The sequence below is a fragment of the Bradyrhizobium sp. S3.3.6 genome, assembly GCF_040546905.1.
GTDB classification, from domain to species: domain Bacteria; phylum Pseudomonadota; class Alphaproteobacteria; order Rhizobiales; family Xanthobacteraceae; genus Bradyrhizobium; species Bradyrhizobium cytisi.
Genome location: NZ_JBEPOT010000008.1, coordinates 282,391 through 298,783, shown reverse-complemented (window position 1 = coordinate 298,783; position 16,393 = coordinate 282,391). Strand labels below are relative to the sequence as shown.

The window sequence follows — 16,393 nt, the reverse complement described above, 5'->3', positions numbered from 1 at the left end:
GGCTGCAAGCCGCGCATACGCATCTGAATTCTAAGCTACATCTCACGCCTGATAATCAAGGTATCGTCCCGCCTGCCGACATCGCGAACGATGCGGCCGATGATAACCAAAAAACGAAGCGGAGGACGTTGACCGCGGCCTTGCGAGCCCGCGCGTCGATGCACTCTGCCAGGGAAGGAGATGCCGCGCATGCCCGGCCACCAATTCAAGTTCATCGCCGGAGTCGTCGCTCTGCTTGCCGTCCTGAGCGCTGCTTCGGTCGCGACGGCCGGAAATTACGACACCGGCGCGACCGACACGGGCATCAAGCTCGGCCAGACCATGCCCTATTCGGGACCGGCCTCGGCCTATTCCGCGATCGGCCGCGCCGAGATCGCCTATTTCAAGATGCTCAACGACAAGGGCGGCATCAACGCCCGCAAGGTCGATCTTCTCAGCATGGACGACGCCTACTCGCCGGCGAAGACGGTCGAGCAGACGCGTCGTCTCGTCGAGAGCGACGAGGTCCTGGCGATGTTCTCGATGCTCGGCACCGGCCCGAACATCGCCGCGCAAAAATATCTCAACGTCAAGAAGGTGCCGCAGCTGTTCCCGTCGAGCGGCGCCAGCCGCTGGAACGATCCGCATCATTTTCCCTGGACCACCGGTTCGCAGCCGACTTACAGGACTGAAGGACGGATCTACGCCAAGTGGATTCTGGCGAACAAGCCCGACGCCAGGATCGCGGTGATCACGCCGAACGAGGATCCCGGCCGCGACTATCTCGCCGGCTTCAAGGAGGGGCTTGGCGAGCACGTCAGCCAGATCGTGTCGGAAGCGGTGTACGAGACGACGGATGCGACGGTCGACTCCCAGATCGTCAAATTCAAGGCCGCAGGCGCCGACGTTCTCTTCAACGAGTGCACGCCCAAATTCGCGGCTCAGGCGATCAAGAAGGTCGCCGAGCTCGGCTGGAAGCCGCAGATCATCGTTCCCGCCGTCTCCAATTCCGTCGGCTCCGTGCTGGCGCCGGCCGGGCTCGAGAATTCCGTCGGCATCGTCACCGGTGCCTTCCTGAAGGATCCCGGTGATCCGCGCTGGGAGAACGACGCCGGCATGAAAGCCTGGTGAAGACCTACAATTCCGGCGCTGATCCCGCCGATATCTTCAACGTCACCGGCTACACCATGGCGCAGATGATGGAGATGGTGCTGCAGCGTGCCGGCAATGATCTCACGCGCGCCAATTTGATGAAGCAGGCGCAGTCGTTCAAGGACGTCGAGCTGCCGATGCTGCTGCCCGGCATCAGGCTCAACACCTCGGCCGAGCAGGTGACGCCGATCCGCCAGTTGCAGATGGCGCGCTTCAACGGAAAATCCTGGGAGCTGTTCGGCGACGTTCTCGGCGAGTAGGCTCACCGTGAATGCTTCCTCCAACCACAGTGAAGCGACGATGGCACCGACCGGCCCCCTCAGCGGCATCCGCGTTCTCGATCTGACGAGCGTGCTGTTCGGACCCTATGCCGCGCAAATGCTCGGCGACTGGGGCGCCGACGTCATCAAGGTCGAGCCGCCGTCGGGCGACACCTGGCGCTACACCGGCGTGTTCCGGAACCGCGGCATGAGCGGCCAGTTCATGGCGGTCAACCGCAACAAGCGCAGCCTCGCGCTCGATTTGAAGCATCCGGACGGCAAGGCGGCGCTGGCGAAGCTGATCCCGACGGTCGACGCTCTTGTCACCAATGTGCGCCCCGCAGCGATGGCGCGGCTCGGTTTCGGTTACGGCGACTGCGCCAAGCTCAATCCCCGGCTCATCTATGCCGCCGCGACCGGTTTTGGCCAGGACGGCCCTTGGGCAGCGCGGCCCGCCTTCGATGAGATCATCCAGGCGGCCTCCGGCCTCGCATCATCGATCGGATCTGACGAGCAGCCGCAGTTCGTTCCGAGCCTGATCGGCGACAAGATCTGCGCCATGGCGATGGTCGGTGCGGTGTCGGCAGCCCTGTTCAGGCGCGAGCGCACCGGACAAGGCCAGATGGTCGAGGTGCCGATGCTGGAGACGATCGCGGGTTTCAACAGCATCGAGATGCTGGGCGGACACGCGTTCGATCCGCCGATCGGCCCGGCCGGCTACAAGCGCATGAAGAACCGGCGCCCGGTGAAGACCAGGGACGGCTGGCTGACGATGCTGCCTTATTCGGGCGACAATTGGTGCGCCTTCTTCGAGGCCGTCGGCCGCCCCGAATTGAGCGACGAGCTCGGCGTGCGCGATCCCGTGCTGCGCTCGCAGAACATCGACAAGATCTACGACCGCATGAGCGAGATCGGACCGACCCGGACCACGGCAGAGTGGGAGGAACTTTTGCTGCGACTGGACGTGCCGCACACCGCGTTTGCCCGGCTCACCGAGATCGGCGATCAGCCGCACCTCGCGGCTGTCGGACTGTTCGCGGATATCGATCACCCGACTGAGGGACGGATTCGGCAGGCGCGTCCGGCGACAAAATTCTCCGAAAGCCCGGCCGGTATCCATCGCATGGCGCCGCGCCTTGGCGAGCATTCGCGCGAGGTGTTGCGCGAAGCGGGTCTGAGCGAAGCCGAGATCGAAGCGCTCGTTGCGAACAAGGCAGTTGGCGCGCCGTAGAGCGGGCGGGCCAACTGACGCCGAGCGCTACCGCTTGCTGCCGGCCGTCCTGGCGCAATTCTCTGTGATTCCGGTCACATTCCGTCCTGCCGCTTCAGGTGGACATTCTGCCGCAGAGCGCGCCCGCCAGCTCCAGGCCAGCCCCGGCCGCGGACCGCCCTTCCGCCGGCGGGGGCCGTCGTATATGAGAGCTTTGTCGCCGGAACCGACCGAAAATCGCCCGATACGGAACGGATGGTGACTGGGATTTCTTAATCTAGAGATCGCAATCTGATCGATGATCGACGCAAGTGCGGACCGGCAACCGGGGAATGGCATGAAAGACCTGATGACGACGGCGCAATCCAATGGAGCGATGCGGCGTTGGGGGCCTCCTGGAATTGTGATGTTCGCGGCGGCGGTTGCGCTGTCCGCAATGATCCCCGGCGCCGTGGCGGCGAAGCAGCCGCGCCAGACCGCCGAGGCGGTGGCGCAGCGCGAGGCCGGCGAGCCGATCATGGCGATCGTATCGATCAAGAGCCAGCAGGTCACGTTCTACGATTCAGAGGGCTGGATCCTGCGCGCGCCGGTCTCGACCGGCACGACCGGGCGCGAGACGCCCGCCGGCGTCTTCGCCGTTATCGAGAAGGACAAGGACCACCACTCCACCATGTATGACGATGCCTGGATGCCGAACATGCAGCGCATCACCTGGAACGGCATCGCGCTGCATGGCGGGCCGCTGCCCGGCTACGCGGCCTCGCACGGCTGCGTGCGGATGCCCTTCCCCTTCGCCGAAGGCCTGTTCGACAAGACCAATATCGGCATGCGGGTGATCATCTCGCCGAACGACGCCGCTCCAGTCGATTTCTCGCATCCCTCGCTGTTCGTGCCGAGCAAGGAGGCCATCGCGGCGGCACCGAATCGTGCCGACAAGCTGTCCGCCCAGGCGGAGGAAGCCGCGAGCGCGGCTGATGACGCCAAGAAGGCCGCGACGGCAGCCGCGAAGGATGCGCAATCGCTTCCGGCATCGCTGCGCAAGCTCGAGCAGCAGAAGGCGCGCGCCGACGCCGACAACGCCTATGCCGACAAGCTGGTCGCGAATGCCAAGACTGATCAGGCCAAGGCAAAGGCCGACGAGCTGAAGCAGAAGGCCGCGACCAAGGCCGCGGATGCGGCAACTCAGTTGGACGCCGCCAAGGCCGCCGCGCAACCGAAGCGCGACGCGGTTGCCGCAACAAAGGATGCCGCCAAGGCGGCCGCGGCCAAGAAGGCTGAAGCCGTGAAGGCTGCGACCGACGCAAAGCTCGCGCTCGAGCCGGTCTCGGTCTACATCAGCCGCTCGACGCAAAAGCTCTACGTGCGTCGCAATACCCACAAGCCAGCGCCCGACGGCGGCGGCGAGGTGTTCGACACCAGCATCGAGGTTCCCGTCACCATCCGCAATCCCGACCAGCCGCTCGGCACGCACATCTTCACGGCGATGGCGAAGAACGACACCGGCCTGCGCTGGAGCGTCGTCACCATCGACGAGGGCGACAGCGCCAAGGATGCGCTCGACCGCGTCACCATTCCGCAGGAGGTGTGGGATCGCATCGGGCCGACCGCATTGCCGCGCTCGTCGATCATCATCTCGGACGAGCCGCTGAGCGCCGAGACCAACTATCGCACCGAGTTCGTCGCCGTCCTGAGCAACCATCCGCAAGGCGGCTTTATCACCCGCAAGCCGACTGCGCCGCCGATGGAGGTGGCCACCGACGATGGCTGGGGCGGCAACGGCTTTGGCGGCAATGGCTTCTTCTTCTTTGGGCAGCGCGATCCCACCCCGCAGCCGGTCAATCCGCGCCGCCGCGGCGGCCAGTACCAGTACTATCAATCGACGCAGCCGGTGCAGCGGAGCTTTTGGTAGGCGCGCGGCCGGAGCGTAGCGGCTCGCGCCGTTACGGCCGGGCCGTGATCACCAGGGCCTGAATCCTGGCTTCGACCGGTCCGGAGCCGTGGCGTTTTCGGATGGCTAGCGCAACGGCATCGGTTGCGGCCTCGAGCTTGCTCGCATCCCTGGCCTCGATCTCGCCGCGCAGTGGCGTTCCCTGGCAGTAGGCGATCGCGACATATTCCGCCGAGGGCGCGCGGCTCATTGCTGTCAGCGTCTCTATCGAGATGTCCTTGAAGCCCGCGCGTTCGAGATCGGCCTTGATGACAGCCTTGTCGTGGTAGCCGTGCGGCGTCCGCGCCATGAACAGCGGCGGATTGTCGGGAAACATCCTGCCGAGCGTGATCGTCGCGTCGTCCGCGAACACATTGTCCTCGATACGGTCCCAGACACTGAACAGGTACGCGCCATCAGGCTTCAACACCCGCTTCGTTTCCGCATAGCCCTTGCTGCGATCCGGAAAGAACATGGCGCCGAACTGGCAGCAGACGACGTCGAACGCGGCATCGTCGAAGGGCAGCGCTAGCGCATCCGCCTGTCGCCAGGACATGCGGGGGTCATCGCCCTGACGCTGCTTCGCGACCGCGAGCATCGGTTCGTTGAGGTCGGTCGCGACATAGCGGACACTGGGAGGCAGCAGCGCCGCCACGGCCCGTGTGACGGCACCGGTGCCGGCGGCGATCTCGAGCAGGTCCGAGGGCAACAGCGCCGCGATGCGCCGGGCAAGGTCGTCGGCATAGAAGGAGAAGATCAGCGGCACCAGATATTCGTCGTACAGCTTTGGGACCGAGCCGGCGAAAACCTTGTCAGTGCTGGACATGGATGCCTCGCTGAAGGTTCAGCTATCACGGCCAGGATAGCACAGGCCGACCGCCCTGGCCGCACCTATCGCCCGGGCGAGTGTGCCCGGCCGATCAAATGATCCAGCGAGACGCGTCCGGGTCCGTAGGCCATGATGCCGAGGGCCATCGCGGCCCAGGTGATGTGCACCGGCCAGCCGTCGGGCACGGTGAGCTCGACGATCACTGTCATGAACAGCAGCCCGAGGGCTGCGAACCGTGTGCCGAGGCCGAGGACCAGCAGGATCGGGAACGTGATCTCGCCGCACCCCGACAGGAAGGCCATCACCGCCGGCGCGGGATAGTGATAGGGGCCGCCCGGCAAATGCAGCACGAATTCGTCGGTGAACAGCGTCACCGCGGTGTCGTTCAGCTTGAGGAAGCCGCCCCATTTGAGGATGCCGGAGCGCCAGAACGGCACCGCCAGCGCCAGCCGCAGCACGAGCTGGACCAGCGAGGGCGCAGCAATCGTCTGCACCAGACGATTGGCGTTGTCGACGAGACGCCCCAGTGGCGGCAGGCTTCCTTCGGCCGACAAGCGTTGGTCCGTGATCATCATGCGTCTCCGAAGGCGATTGACGTGAATGCGCCGGCTTCGATCAGACCTGCGATGTTGGTGGCGATGTCGAAGTCGGGCGAGGCGTCCAGCGCCGATGCCGCAGCCTCGCCGAACGGCCGCCCCTCCGTCAGGGAGGTTGCGAACACCGCCCCGCCGGGAGGCAGGTGCCGCACGATGACATCGAAGCCGGGCCGCGTGATCAGCGCGTCTTCCGGTGTCGAGGCGTCGATGCGGCTCACGGGCGCGCTATCGCGGTTGGCGGCAAAGATCGTCACGGCGGAAAATTCAGCGCGCACGACCCGCGCTGCCGGGTGCGGTGTGAGAACGAGGTCGGCCAGTCGATCCGGTGCGACCGCCGCGAGTTGCGCCGGCGCCAGCGGCGTTGCGTCGCGCGCGTGATAGGCGTCGAGCCAGGCTCGTTCGATCCGGGCGACATCGGCGAGCCAGGGCATGGTTTGCGCGTGCTCATATCGTGCAATGAAGTCCGGAAAGCCGCGGCCATATTCGAACAGCAACGGCGAGGTCGGCGGGCTGCCGCGAACATGGGAGCGCGCCATCGCGCGGAAGAAGTCAGGGCCGGTGATGCGTTGCACCGCCGGATAGATCGCAGCGAGCGCGTCGATCAGGCTCACCGTGACATTGTTGCGATAGACGTCGTAGCGCTTTCCGGCGGCCTTGCCGTTAGGGCCGGTTACGATCCGAGGCGCGTCGCGCGTCGGATCGAGCAGCGCCGGCGCGAACGCCGCGGCAAACGAGATCGGCTCAGGCGGCATGACGATCCTCCGCGGGCTTGGCGGTCCCGCAGCGATCGAGGATCGCCTGTGCAGCGGCGGCTTCCGCTTGCAGAACCGGCCAATCAGGAATCTTACTGTCCCACTCGATCAGCGTCGGCACCGGGCCGCAGCGTTCGATGACGATCTCGTAGAGCTTCCACACCGCGTCCGCGACCGGACCGTCATGGCTGTCGATCAGGAGTGGCTCGCCGTCATCGTCCGCCTGCTCGTCGTGCCCGGCAAGGTGGATTTCGCCAATGCGCGACAGCGGAAAATCAGCGAGATAGTCGAGCGCCGAAAAGCCGTGATTGGTCGCGGACACGAAGACGTTGTTGATATCGAGCAGCAGGCCGCATCCCGTGCGCTCCGCAACGCTGCGGATGAAATCGGTCTCGCTCATGGTCGTTTCCGTGAAAGCGAGATAGGTCGACGGGTTTTCCAGCAGGATCGGACGCCGGATCGCCTCCTGCATCTCGTCGATGTGAGCGCAGACGTGGCGCAGCGTCGCCTCGGTGTAGGGCAGCGGCAGCAGATCGTTGAAAAAGCTAGTCTCATGCGTCGACCAGGCCAGATGCTCGGACACCAGCGCCGGCTGGTAGCGCGCCACCAGGCCGCGGAAGCGGGCCAGATGCGCCTTGTCAAGCGGCTGCGGCCCGCCGATCGACATGCAGACGCCATGCAGCGACAGCGGATGGTCGCGGCGGATTGCGTCCAGGGCGCGGTGCGGCGGCCCTCCCGCGCCCATGTAGTTCTCGGCATGAACTTCGAAGAAGCCGCGCTTCGGGCCGTCCGCGAGGATCGCCTTGAGATGCTCGTGCTTGAAACTGGTGCCGGCGATGCCGCCGATTGGAGACGGAAAGCGGAGGGGCGTGGATGTGGACGGGCCGGGCCCGATCGCTAGTGTCATGTCGCTCCTCCGCTTTCCCTGTTTGGCGATGTGCTGGTGTCAGACCGGCTTGAGCGAGCCCTTCTTGCCGTTCGGCAGGTCGATGCTGGTGCACGTGCCGCCCTGCACGAACTTCCACGCATTGCCCTGGAAATCGGTGGTCGAGGTGCCCTGGCAGGTGGTGCCCGGTCCGGCCGCGCAATCGTTCTGGCCCTTCAGCGCAACGCCGAAGCACTTTTCCTTCTTGGCGGCCATCGCCGCATCGGCCTCGGCCTTGGTCAGCGGAGCAGCAGCGGCAAATGTCGCGAGCGCAGTCGACATGGCGCCGGCGAGAACGAGCGTAGTGACGGCAAGTTTGGCAGACATGGAATTCTCCTTTCGGGATAGCATCGCTTGGCAAGCGAAGAGCGCATTGTCGGGTTCGTCACGTACGCAGCTCGTGTTACGCATAGAGCTGCTCACGAGTCCGTGAGCGTGTCCGCGAGACGGTTGGTTGGAAGGCGGTGGGTGGTGCCTGCCACATGTAACGAACGCAGGCGCGCCACGTAGAGCGATAGCAGGAGATATGGCCGGGTCGCGGCCCTGCCGGAGAACGGAACCCACGATGAACGTTGATCCCGGACGGCACTTTCACGCGCTCGCCAGGCTGACGGTCAGCATCCGCCTTGCGGTCTCGGCGCTGGTGTTGACCGCGATCCTGCTGACCGCCGCCTTGTCCAGCCTGCTGTGGTGGCGGACGGCGGAAGCAACCAGTCGGCAACTGGCCGCGACCATCAACGAGCAGATCGTGGCAGCGGTCCGCAAGGAGGTCGCGGCCATCGTCGACGAGGCACGCGCCGCCCATACCGCCATCCGCACGCTGTTTTTGCAGAACGTGCTCGACACCCGCGAGGCCGACAAGCGCGAGTTCGTGTTCCTGTCGCAACTGCAATCGCAGGCGACGATCTCCTCGGTTGCCTTCGGCTGGCCGGACGGCTCGTTCTTTGCCGCTCACAAGCTCGGCGACCGCCGTTTGGAGATGATGGAGATCTCGCTGACCGATCATCCCGGCCAGCGCCGGATCGATGAATATGACGTTGTGCCCGGCGACATCGAATTCGCCAATCGCCGCTTCGAGCCGACCGAATTTCGCGTCGCCGACCTCGCCTGGTTCAAGACCGGCCTCGCAGCGGAGGAGCCGCAATGGTTCAGGGTCTCGAACCATCCGACCGGCGAGCGGCCGTCGATTGCCTTTGCGGGTCCGATCGACGTTTACCAGGAACGGCAGGGCGTGCTTGCGATCATTATCGAATACACCAGGATCGCGCGTTTCCTCTCCCAGCTCGAGGTCGGCCGTACCGGCGCGGCTTTCATCTTCGATGGCAGTGGCGAACTCGTGGCCGCGCCGGACATGGATGCCGACGAGCTGCATTCAGCGCGTGAAGAGCAGAAGCTGTTGCCATTGGCGCGGCTGGCGCTGGCCCAGGCCGGCGACCAGGGCCGCAAGGAGGCGTGGCGAAGCCGGCTCGCCTCGCACGGCGCGGCCTACGAAGTCGCGCTGACGCCGTTGCCGTTCCCGGGCTGGTCGCTTGCAACCGTCATCCCCGAGGCCGAATTTCTCGGACCTGTCGAGACGACGCTGCGGCGGCTGATCGTCGGTCTTGCCGTCGGCGCCGTGCTTGCGGCCTTGGTGTCGGCGATGCTGGCACGTTCGGTGATTGCCGCGCCGCTGACGCGCGTGGTCGGCGAGCTCCGTCATGTCGAAGCCTTTGCGCTGGAGAAGGTTCGTCGGCACCCGTCGCGGCTCAAGGAGATCACGAGCCTGTCGGGTGCGATCGCCGAGATGGCGGCCGGTCTCTCCGCCTTTCGCAAATTCATCCCGGCAGATCTCGTTCGCTCGCTGCTACGACAGGGTGTCGAAGCGAAACCCGGCGGCACGATTCAGGAGCTCAGCGTGATGTTCATCGACATCGCCGGCTTCACCGGATTATCCGAGCGCATGGGCGATCGCATCGTGCCGCTGTTGTCGGGCTATCTCGACGCCGCCTCGGAAGTCATCGTCGCCGATGGCGGCACCATCGACAAGTTCATCGGCGACGCCGTCATGGCATTCTGGGGCGCGCCGCAGCCGCAGGCCGATCATGCGCTGCGCTGCTGTCGCGCCGCGCTCGGCTGCCGCAGGGCGATCGAGGCGTCGGGCCTTTCCGACGATTTCGGCCAGCCTCTCCAGATCCGGATCGGGATCAATTCCGGCCGCATGCTGGTCGGCAACATCGGCTCGGAGCTGCGCCTGAACTACACCGTGATCGGCGATGCCGTGAACGTCGCAAGCCGCCTTGAGGGCGCCAACAAGTCTTACGGCACGCAAATCCTGATTGGCGAGGCGACCGAATGCCTCGCACGCGGCGCCATCGTCACGCGGGAAATCGACAGCATCGCGGTTTACGGACGGGAGGAGGGTTTCTCGGTCTACGAATTGATCGGACTTGCCGGGGAAGGCGACGGCACGGCCGGATGGATTGCGGACTATGAGCGCGGCCTTGCCAATTATCGCGCGCGCCGGTTTGCCGCCGCGCTCGCCGATTTCGAAGCCGTGCTGAATGAGCGCGGCCATGATCGCCCGGCAGAATTGATGCGGGACCGTTGCCGGCAGTTCGCGACTGTCGCGCCCGACACGTCGTGGCGGCCGGTCGCCGCGCTGACGACAAAATAGCCGCGAGGCGAGGACCGGCGACCGTCCGAAATGCGCGCGGCTTTCGCGTTCTCCCTTCACCGGCTCCGAGATTCAGATTGCGCGCGATAGCCATTCCGCCTAATAGAATTGGACAAATGACCAAATAACATGGTCGCGCGCCGAAGGGCGCTGGTCGGGACGGGACGCGCAGCATGTCGCAGGACGGTTTTGGGCTGGCGGGGGTCATCGGCATGCCGGTCGCGCAGTCGCGCTCGCCGGTCATCCACAATTACTGGCTGAAGGCGCACGGCATCCGCGGCTCCTACGTCCCGCTCGCGGTGAAGCCGGAGCGGCTCGAGGCTGCACTGGACGGGTTGATCGCGCTCGGGTTCCGCGGCTGCAACGTCACCATGCCGCACAAGCAGACGGCGATGCCGATGCTCGACCGCGTCAACGAGACCGCCAGGCGCATCGGCGCCGTCAACACCATCGTCGTCGAAGCCGACGGCACGCTGTCCGGCTTTAACAACGACGGCAACGGTTTTGTCCTGAGCCTGCGCGACGCCAAAGCAGACTGGCGTGGCGATGCCGGGCCGATCCTGCTGCTCGGCGCGGGCGGCGCCTCGCGCGCGGTTGTCGTGGCGCTGCTGGAGAACGGCGCCCGCGAGATCCGCATCGCCAACCGCACGGCGGAGAAAGCGCAGGCGATCGCGACCGAATTCGGCTCCGCCGTCAGCACCGTTCCGTGGGACGATCGCGCCGCGGCGCTCAGTGATGTCGCGCTGCTCGTCAACTGCACCGATCGCGGCATGGTCGGCAAAAGCGCGCTCGAGATCGATCTGTCGCGGCTGAAGTCAACGACACTCGCCGCCGATCTCATCTACACGCCGCTCGAGACGCCGTTCCTGGCTAATGCCCGCGCCCGCGGCTGCGTCACGGTGAACGGGCTCGGCCTGCTGCTCAACCAGGCGCGGCTCGCCTTCAAGGCCTGGTTCGGCGTCATGCCTGATGTGACGCCCGAGCTGATCAAGGCCATCGAGGCCACGTTCTGAACCGCGCGGGGAGCTTTGCGCCATGACCTTGCCGGCGGGCCCCAAGATCGACTGCCACATCCACGCGCTCGATCCCGTGCGCTTTCCGTACGGCGCCGATACGCCGTACCGGCCAAGCGGGCAGGAGATCGCGCCGGCCGCGCAGCTCATCCGCGTGTTCGATGCCTTTGATGTCCGCCACGCGCTCGTCGTCGCCACCAATACCGGCTATGGCAGCGACAGCCGCATCCTGCTCGACACCTTGAGGCAGGGCGGCGGCCGCCTCAAGGGCGTCGCCGTGGTCGAGAACGACGTCGATATCCGCGAATTGGAACGATTGAAGGCGGCCGGCGTGATCGGCGTCGCCTTCAACGTGCCGTTCCACGGCGCCGACTATTATCGCAACACTGCCCCGCTGCTGGAGAAGCTGACGAGCCTCGGCCTGTTCCTCCAGATCCAGGTCGAGAACGATCAGCTGCTCGACCTGCTGCCGCTGATCGACAAATCGCCGGTGCGCCTGGTGTTCGATCATTGCGGCCGACCCTCGGTCGCGCAAGGCGTGCAAGGCAAGGCCTTCCAGGCGCTGCTCACGATCGGCCGCGAGCGCGACGCGCACATCAAACTCTCCGGCTATTACAAGTTCTCCGAGCTGCCACATCCTTATCAGGACATTTGGCCGTTCATCGCCGCGCTGGTCGAGGCCTTCACGCTCGATCGCTGCGTCTGGGGATCGGACTATCCGTTCCTGCGTGCGCCTGAAAGGCTCGACTACGGGCCGCTGCTTGCGGGGCTGCAAAAACTGTTTCCGGATCCGGGCGACCGGCATCGCCTGCTGTGGCGGACACCGGCGAAACTGCTCGGCTTCGACGGATCATAGAAAAGAAAGCAAAACGGGGAGGACATCATGAGACATCTTGCAGGAACGCTCGTCATCGCCCTGGCGGCATCGCTCGCGACGGGCGCGGCCTGCGCGCAGAGCACGGTCTACATCCCTGACGTGATCGAGCTCTCCGGCCCCGGCGCCGTCTCCGGCACCAACTGGCGCGACGGCGTCGCGCTCGCGGTCGACGAGATCAACGCCGCCGGCGGCATTCTGGGCCGCAAGATCCAGACCGAGCATCTCGACACCCAGAGCAATCCCGGCATCTCGCGCGCGCAGGTGCAGAAGGTGCTGGACAAGGATCCCTATGTAGTGCTCGGGCCGATCTATTCGGGTTCGGTCAAGGTCAACATGGCGCTGACCCAACAGGCCGAGATCCCGCAGATCGTCGGCGCCGAGGCCGCCGACATCACGACGCAGAGCAACCCCTGGGTGTTCCGCACCGCCTTCGGCCAGCAATTCTCCATGCCGAAGATCGCCAATTACCTGCACGACAAGCTGAAGGTGAAGAGCGTCGCCGTGGTCTGGGTCAACAATGATTTCGGCAAGGGCGGCCACGACAATTTCGTGAAGGAGATGAAGGCGCACAATATCGAGGTATCGGCCGATATCTCCACCGAGCAGGGCCAGGTCGATTTCGGCTCGGATGTCATCAAGCTCAAGAGCGCCAAGGCCGACGCCGTGTTCGTCTACACCAACGAGGAGGAGAGCGCGCGCTTCCTGATCGAGGCCAAGCGGCAGGGCCTGTCGACGCCGCTGTTCGGCGAGACGACGCTGCTCAGCCAGAAGGTGGTCGAGCTCGCCGGCCCCGCCGCCAACGGTGTGCGCGGCCATGTTGGTCTCAGTGCGGACGCGCCGGTACCGGCGATCGAGGCGTTCACCAAAAAGTTCAGCGACCGTTTCAAGTACCGGCCGGATCACAACGGCATCAAGGGCTACACCGCGGTCTATCTCGTCAAATACGTCACCGAGAAAAACGGCAAGTTCGACAGCAAGGCGTTTGGCGCGGCGATGAAGGGCCTGACGCTGACGCCCGACAAGGCGCCGGGCATGCTGATGGAAGCAAGCTGGGACCAGAACGGCGATATCGACCGCGCCAGCTTTCTCGCCGAGATCGTCGACGGCAAGCAGAAGATCGTCGAGACATTGCCGAAGCTGAACGGCGGCAAGAGCGAGTGAGGCGCGCGGCATCTCCCCAACGTCGTCCTGGCTTTCGCCTGGACGACGGCGCGATTTGAGGTCCGCGACAATTGTGATATCGGTCTGCTCGCCCTTTTCGGACGAGCTGAAAAACATGAAAACCACGCTGCTGAAATCCGAAAACTATACCCGCTCGCCCTGGAAGAACGGTGGCGGCATCTTTACCGATATCGCGGATGCGCATCGGCCGGGCGCGGCGGTGAAGGATTGGGACAGCCTGCTGTGGCGCTTTGCCGCCACGCCGATCGTGGCGCCCGGGCCGTTCTCCCCCATGGCCGGCATCGACCGCCTGCAGATGGTGGTCGGCGGGCGCGGGCTGGTGCTGAAGTCGCCCACGCAGGAGTTCGATGAGCGCGAGCCGTTCACGACCGTGCGCTTCGCCGGCGAGCTCGCGATCGTCACCGCGCTCGAGGCCGGCCCGGTCGAGGTCGTCAATCTGATGGCCCGGCGCGGTGTGGCGGAGATCGAGCTCGGGGCGCTTAGGGCGCCCGGCGAGCGGCCGTTGCCCGCGGGGACGCATTTGCTTTACGCCGCGCGCGGCGACTGCAGCATCCGTCTCGGCGGTCAGGATTTTCCGATTTCGCACGAAAACACGTTGAAGGTCGAATTGACCGAAGCCTCGACGCTCGCGCTGGTTTCGGGGCTGGCCGTGCTGGGGTCGATCGAAATCATCGGCTGAACGGCGATCCTGCCCACCAGGGGCGATGCGCACAATCCGTGCAACTGGCTAGGTTGACGCGGCGGCGTCGGAACACGATATGTCCGGGACCAAGACCGCCGTCCAGAGGCAGATGATGAGCGCGCCGCGAAACGATGAATTAATCCATTCCGGCAGCGACGCTGTCGTCGACTGGCTGACCAATGGCACGCGCGACCAGCGCTTCATCGACAATATCTTTGCCGAGATGTGCATCCGCCTCCAGCAGGCCGGCATTCCCCTCAAGCGGTCGACGCTTCATGTCATGATCCAGCACCCGCAATGGCTGGGGGCCCGTATCATGTGGTCCGACGGCATGCGCGAGGCCGAGATCACGCGGGTTGATTTCGATGTCAGGGGACGCTCCGAATATATCGGCAGCCCCGCCAACGAAATGTTCGACGGTGCAACCGAAGTGCGCGAGAATCTCGAACGGGATCCGGCGCTCGGCCGCAAGCACGCGCTCTATGACGAGATGCGGGCCAAGGGCCTGACCGATTATGTGGCCTGGCCGCTCTATCATACGCTCGGCAAGCGGCATCTCGTCACGTTCTCGACCGACCGTCCCGGTGGCTTCGACGACGCCCATGTCGCCGCACTGAGGAAGGTGTTGCCGGTGCTGGCGCTGGTCAGCGAGATCCGGGTCAAGAATCGCCTGGCGCGGACGCTGCTGGAGACCTATGTCGGCGCCCATGCCGGTGAGCTGATCCTCGCGGGCGCCACGCGACGCGGCACCGGCACGACGGTGCGCGCCGCGATCATGATCTGCGACTTGCGCGATTTCACGAAGATCTCCGACAACTGGCCGCGCGACGACGTCATCGATCTTCTCAACGATTATTTCGACGCGATGTCCGAGCCGATCGCGCGCCATGGCGGCGAGATACTGAAATTCATCGGCGACGGCCTGCTCGCCATCTTTCCGCTTCATGAGCCCAACGCCTGCGCCAATCTGCTGCGTGCGGTGGCCGAGGCGCGCGAGGCCATGGTCGCGCTGAACGAGCGCAACAAGGCGACCAGCCGCGCGCCGCTGAACTACGGCATCGGCGTCCATGTCGGCGACGTCATGTACGGCAATATCGGCTCGACCAGCCGGCTCGACTTCACCGTGATCGGTCCCGCCGTCAACATGGCCTCGCGGCTCGAGGCGCTCACCAAGCAGATCGGCAAGCCGGTGCTGCTGTCGCGCGATTTTGCCGAGCTGGTGACGCCGGAGTTCGAGCTCGAGCGCGTCGGCCAGCACGCCGTCCGCGGTTTCAGCGAGCCGATCGAGCTGTTTGCGTTTCAGGGATGAGGATGCGCGGTGCGTTCCCTCTGTGCGGCCGAAGCGAGCTCTGGGAGTTCGACGACCGACCGTGCCGCCACAAGATGTGACCAGAGCTCCTCCGCCCGCCGGCTGAGGCGTCGCTGCGGCCGATAGATCCGGATGTCGAGATCGACATCCAGGTCCGGCAAACCCGTGCGGACGAGACGGCCGCGGAGGATGTCTTGGTGGGTCGTGGTCAGCGGCAGCCAGGCGACGCCGAGCCCGGACAACGCCATCGATCGCAGTCCATCGGCCAGCGAGTTCTCATAGATGCGATTGAGCTGGGGCAGGCCGGTCGCCTCAGTGAGCTTCTGGTCGACGGCCCAGCCGAGCGAGCACTCGCTGCTATAACCGAGATAGGAAACCGACCGACGCGGCTCCGGCGCCAGATCATGGAGGGGCTGCTTGTCGCCGTCGACGGCTGACAGCGGCACGAGCTTCTCTTGGCCAATGGTCAGCCACTGACACCGCGAGATCGACAGCGTCTTTCCGCCGGCCGAATTGAGCCCGCTGGCCTGATCCATGTAACAGACGACGAAATCGACAGCGCCGTCGTCGAAGGCGTCACAGCATCCGGGAAGATTGTCGGACAGGATTGTCAGCCGCGTCGATCCGATCGTTGCCTGGATCTGCGGCAGCCACTTTGGAAAGAACGTCACGGATAGCAGGTGAGGCGCGGCAAAGCGCACGCTCCTGGTTGCCTGATCCTGGTCCTCCCTCAGGGCGCGCCGGGTGGCGTTGAGCCGCCCGACCACGTCGTTCGCCGTGGCCAGCAATTGCGCCCCTGCATCGGTCAGCTCGATCGGGGATTTGCGGCGGTCGAGCAAGGCTGAGCCTGCCCAGTTTTCGAGCGATTGCAGCCGGCGGCTCAGTCCGGACTGACTGACATTCCGCAGCTCGGCGGCACGCGTCAGGTTCTTGGTCTCCGCCACAGCGGCCAGATCCTCAAGCCAACGGACATCGAGCATGATTGGTGCCTTCTCGCGATCTCTCGTGGCACGCACCATAGCCGGTTTCCGCCGCTCGGCCGATGCA

The 16,393-nt window shown here is 65.2% G+C and carries 14 protein-coding genes and 1 pseudogene; 9 read left to right on the top strand and 6 right to left on the bottom strand.

All coding sequences use genetic code 11. The features are described 5' to 3' along the window. Positions 1–189 precede the first annotated feature (189 nt). The 3 genes and pseudogenes from ABID59_RS23925 to ABID59_RS23915 all read left to right on the top strand — a co-directional run bounded on the left by ABID59_RS23925 (position 190) and on the right by ABID59_RS23915 (position 4,510). Positions 190–1,391, top strand: a pseudogene (locus ABID59_RS23925) (ABC transporter substrate-binding protein). A gap of 40 nt (positions 1,392–1,431) precedes the next feature. Continuing rightward, the gene (locus ABID59_RS23920; RefSeq protein ID WP_354085007.1) at positions 1,432–2,622 is read left to right on the top strand and encodes a CaiB/BaiF CoA transferase family protein; all 1,191 of its coding nucleotides are present in this window, start codon (positions 1,432–1,434) and stop codon (positions 2,620–2,622) included. A 316-nt stretch (positions 2,623–2,938) separates the two neighbouring features. Further along, positions 2,939–4,510, top strand: coding sequence for a L,D-transpeptidase (locus ABID59_RS23915; protein WP_354085006.1), 1,572 nt, complete (start codon positions 2,939–2,941; stop codon positions 4,508–4,510). A 31-nt stretch (positions 4,511–4,541) separates the two neighbouring features. On the opposite strand, the gene ABID59_RS23910 is transcribed toward ABID59_RS23915, so the two are convergent. The 5 genes from ABID59_RS23910 to ABID59_RS23890 all read right to left on the bottom strand — a co-directional run bounded on the left by ABID59_RS23910 (position 4,542) and on the right by ABID59_RS23890 (position 7,957). Continuing rightward, positions 4,542–5,354, bottom strand: coding sequence for a class I SAM-dependent methyltransferase (locus ABID59_RS23910; RefSeq protein ID WP_354085005.1), 813 nt, complete (start codon positions 5,352–5,354; stop codon positions 4,542–4,544). A 65-nt stretch (positions 5,355–5,419) separates the two neighbouring features. After that, a complete protein-coding gene (locus ABID59_RS23905; protein ID WP_354085050.1) occupies positions 5,420–5,929 on the bottom strand; it encodes a DoxX family protein in 510 nt (169 codons plus the stop codon). Next, entirely contained in the window at positions 5,929–6,705 is a 777-nt protein-coding gene (locus ABID59_RS23900) for an HvfC/BufC N-terminal domain-containing protein (protein WP_354085004.1), read from the bottom strand. Before ABID59_RS23900 ends, ABID59_RS23905 begins: the two co-directional genes overlap by 1 nt. Continuing rightward, complete coding sequence (gene bufB / locus ABID59_RS23895; protein WP_354085003.1) at positions 6,695–7,612, bottom strand: MNIO family bufferin maturase; 918 nt, start codon at positions 7,610–7,612, stop codon at positions 6,695–6,697. The genes ABID59_RS23900 and bufB overlap by 11 nt, the downstream gene beginning before the upstream one ends. Before the next feature lie 39 nt (positions 7,613–7,651). Then, the gene (locus ABID59_RS23890) at positions 7,652–7,957 is read right to left on the bottom strand and encodes a BufA1 family periplasmic bufferin-type metallophore (protein ID WP_148753342.1); all 306 of its coding nucleotides are present in this window, start codon (positions 7,955–7,957) and stop codon (positions 7,652–7,654) included. A 238-nt stretch (positions 7,958–8,195) separates the two neighbouring features. Here ABID59_RS23890 and ABID59_RS23885 point away from each other — a divergent pair, with 238 nt between their 5' ends. From ABID59_RS23885 to ABID59_RS23860, 6 genes are all read left to right on the top strand, one after another. Beyond that, positions 8,196–10,283, top strand: a complete 2,088-nt coding sequence (locus ABID59_RS23885) for an adenylate/guanylate cyclase domain-containing protein (RefSeq protein ID WP_354085002.1) — start codon at positions 8,196–8,198, stop codon at positions 10,281–10,283. Between the two features lie 173 nt (positions 10,284–10,456). Beyond that, positions 10,457–11,296 (top strand): shikimate dehydrogenase, encoded by an 840-nt coding sequence (locus ABID59_RS23880; RefSeq protein ID WP_354085001.1) that lies wholly within the window; start codon positions 10,457–10,459, stop codon positions 11,294–11,296. Positions 11,297–11,318: 22 nt separating this feature from the next. Beyond that, positions 11,319–12,152, top strand: a complete 834-nt coding sequence (locus tag ABID59_RS23875; protein WP_354085000.1) for an amidohydrolase family protein — start codon at positions 11,319–11,321, stop codon at positions 12,150–12,152. 27 nt (positions 12,153–12,179) lie between these two features. After that, positions 12,180–13,334, top strand: coding sequence for an ABC transporter substrate-binding protein (locus tag ABID59_RS23870; protein ID WP_354084999.1), 1,155 nt, complete (start codon positions 12,180–12,182; stop codon positions 13,332–13,334). 115 nt (positions 13,335–13,449) lie between these two features. Next, complete coding sequence (locus ABID59_RS23865) at positions 13,450–14,034, top strand: HutD/Ves family protein (protein ID WP_354084998.1); 585 nt, start codon at positions 13,450–13,452, stop codon at positions 14,032–14,034. Positions 14,035–14,149: 115 nt separating this feature from the next. Continuing rightward, positions 14,150–15,346 carry an adenylate/guanylate cyclase domain-containing protein gene (locus tag ABID59_RS23860; protein ID WP_148753346.1) on the top strand — a complete coding sequence of 399 codons (1,197 nt, stop codon included), beginning with the start codon at positions 14,150–14,152 and terminating at the stop codon, positions 15,344–15,346. Here the strand turns inward: ABID59_RS23860 and ABID59_RS23855 are convergent. Continuing rightward, entirely contained in the window at positions 15,337–16,326 is a 990-nt protein-coding gene (locus ABID59_RS23855; protein WP_354084997.1) for a LysR family transcriptional regulator, read from the bottom strand. The genes ABID59_RS23860 and ABID59_RS23855 overlap by 10 nt on opposite strands. Positions 16,327–16,393 lie beyond the last annotated feature (67 nt).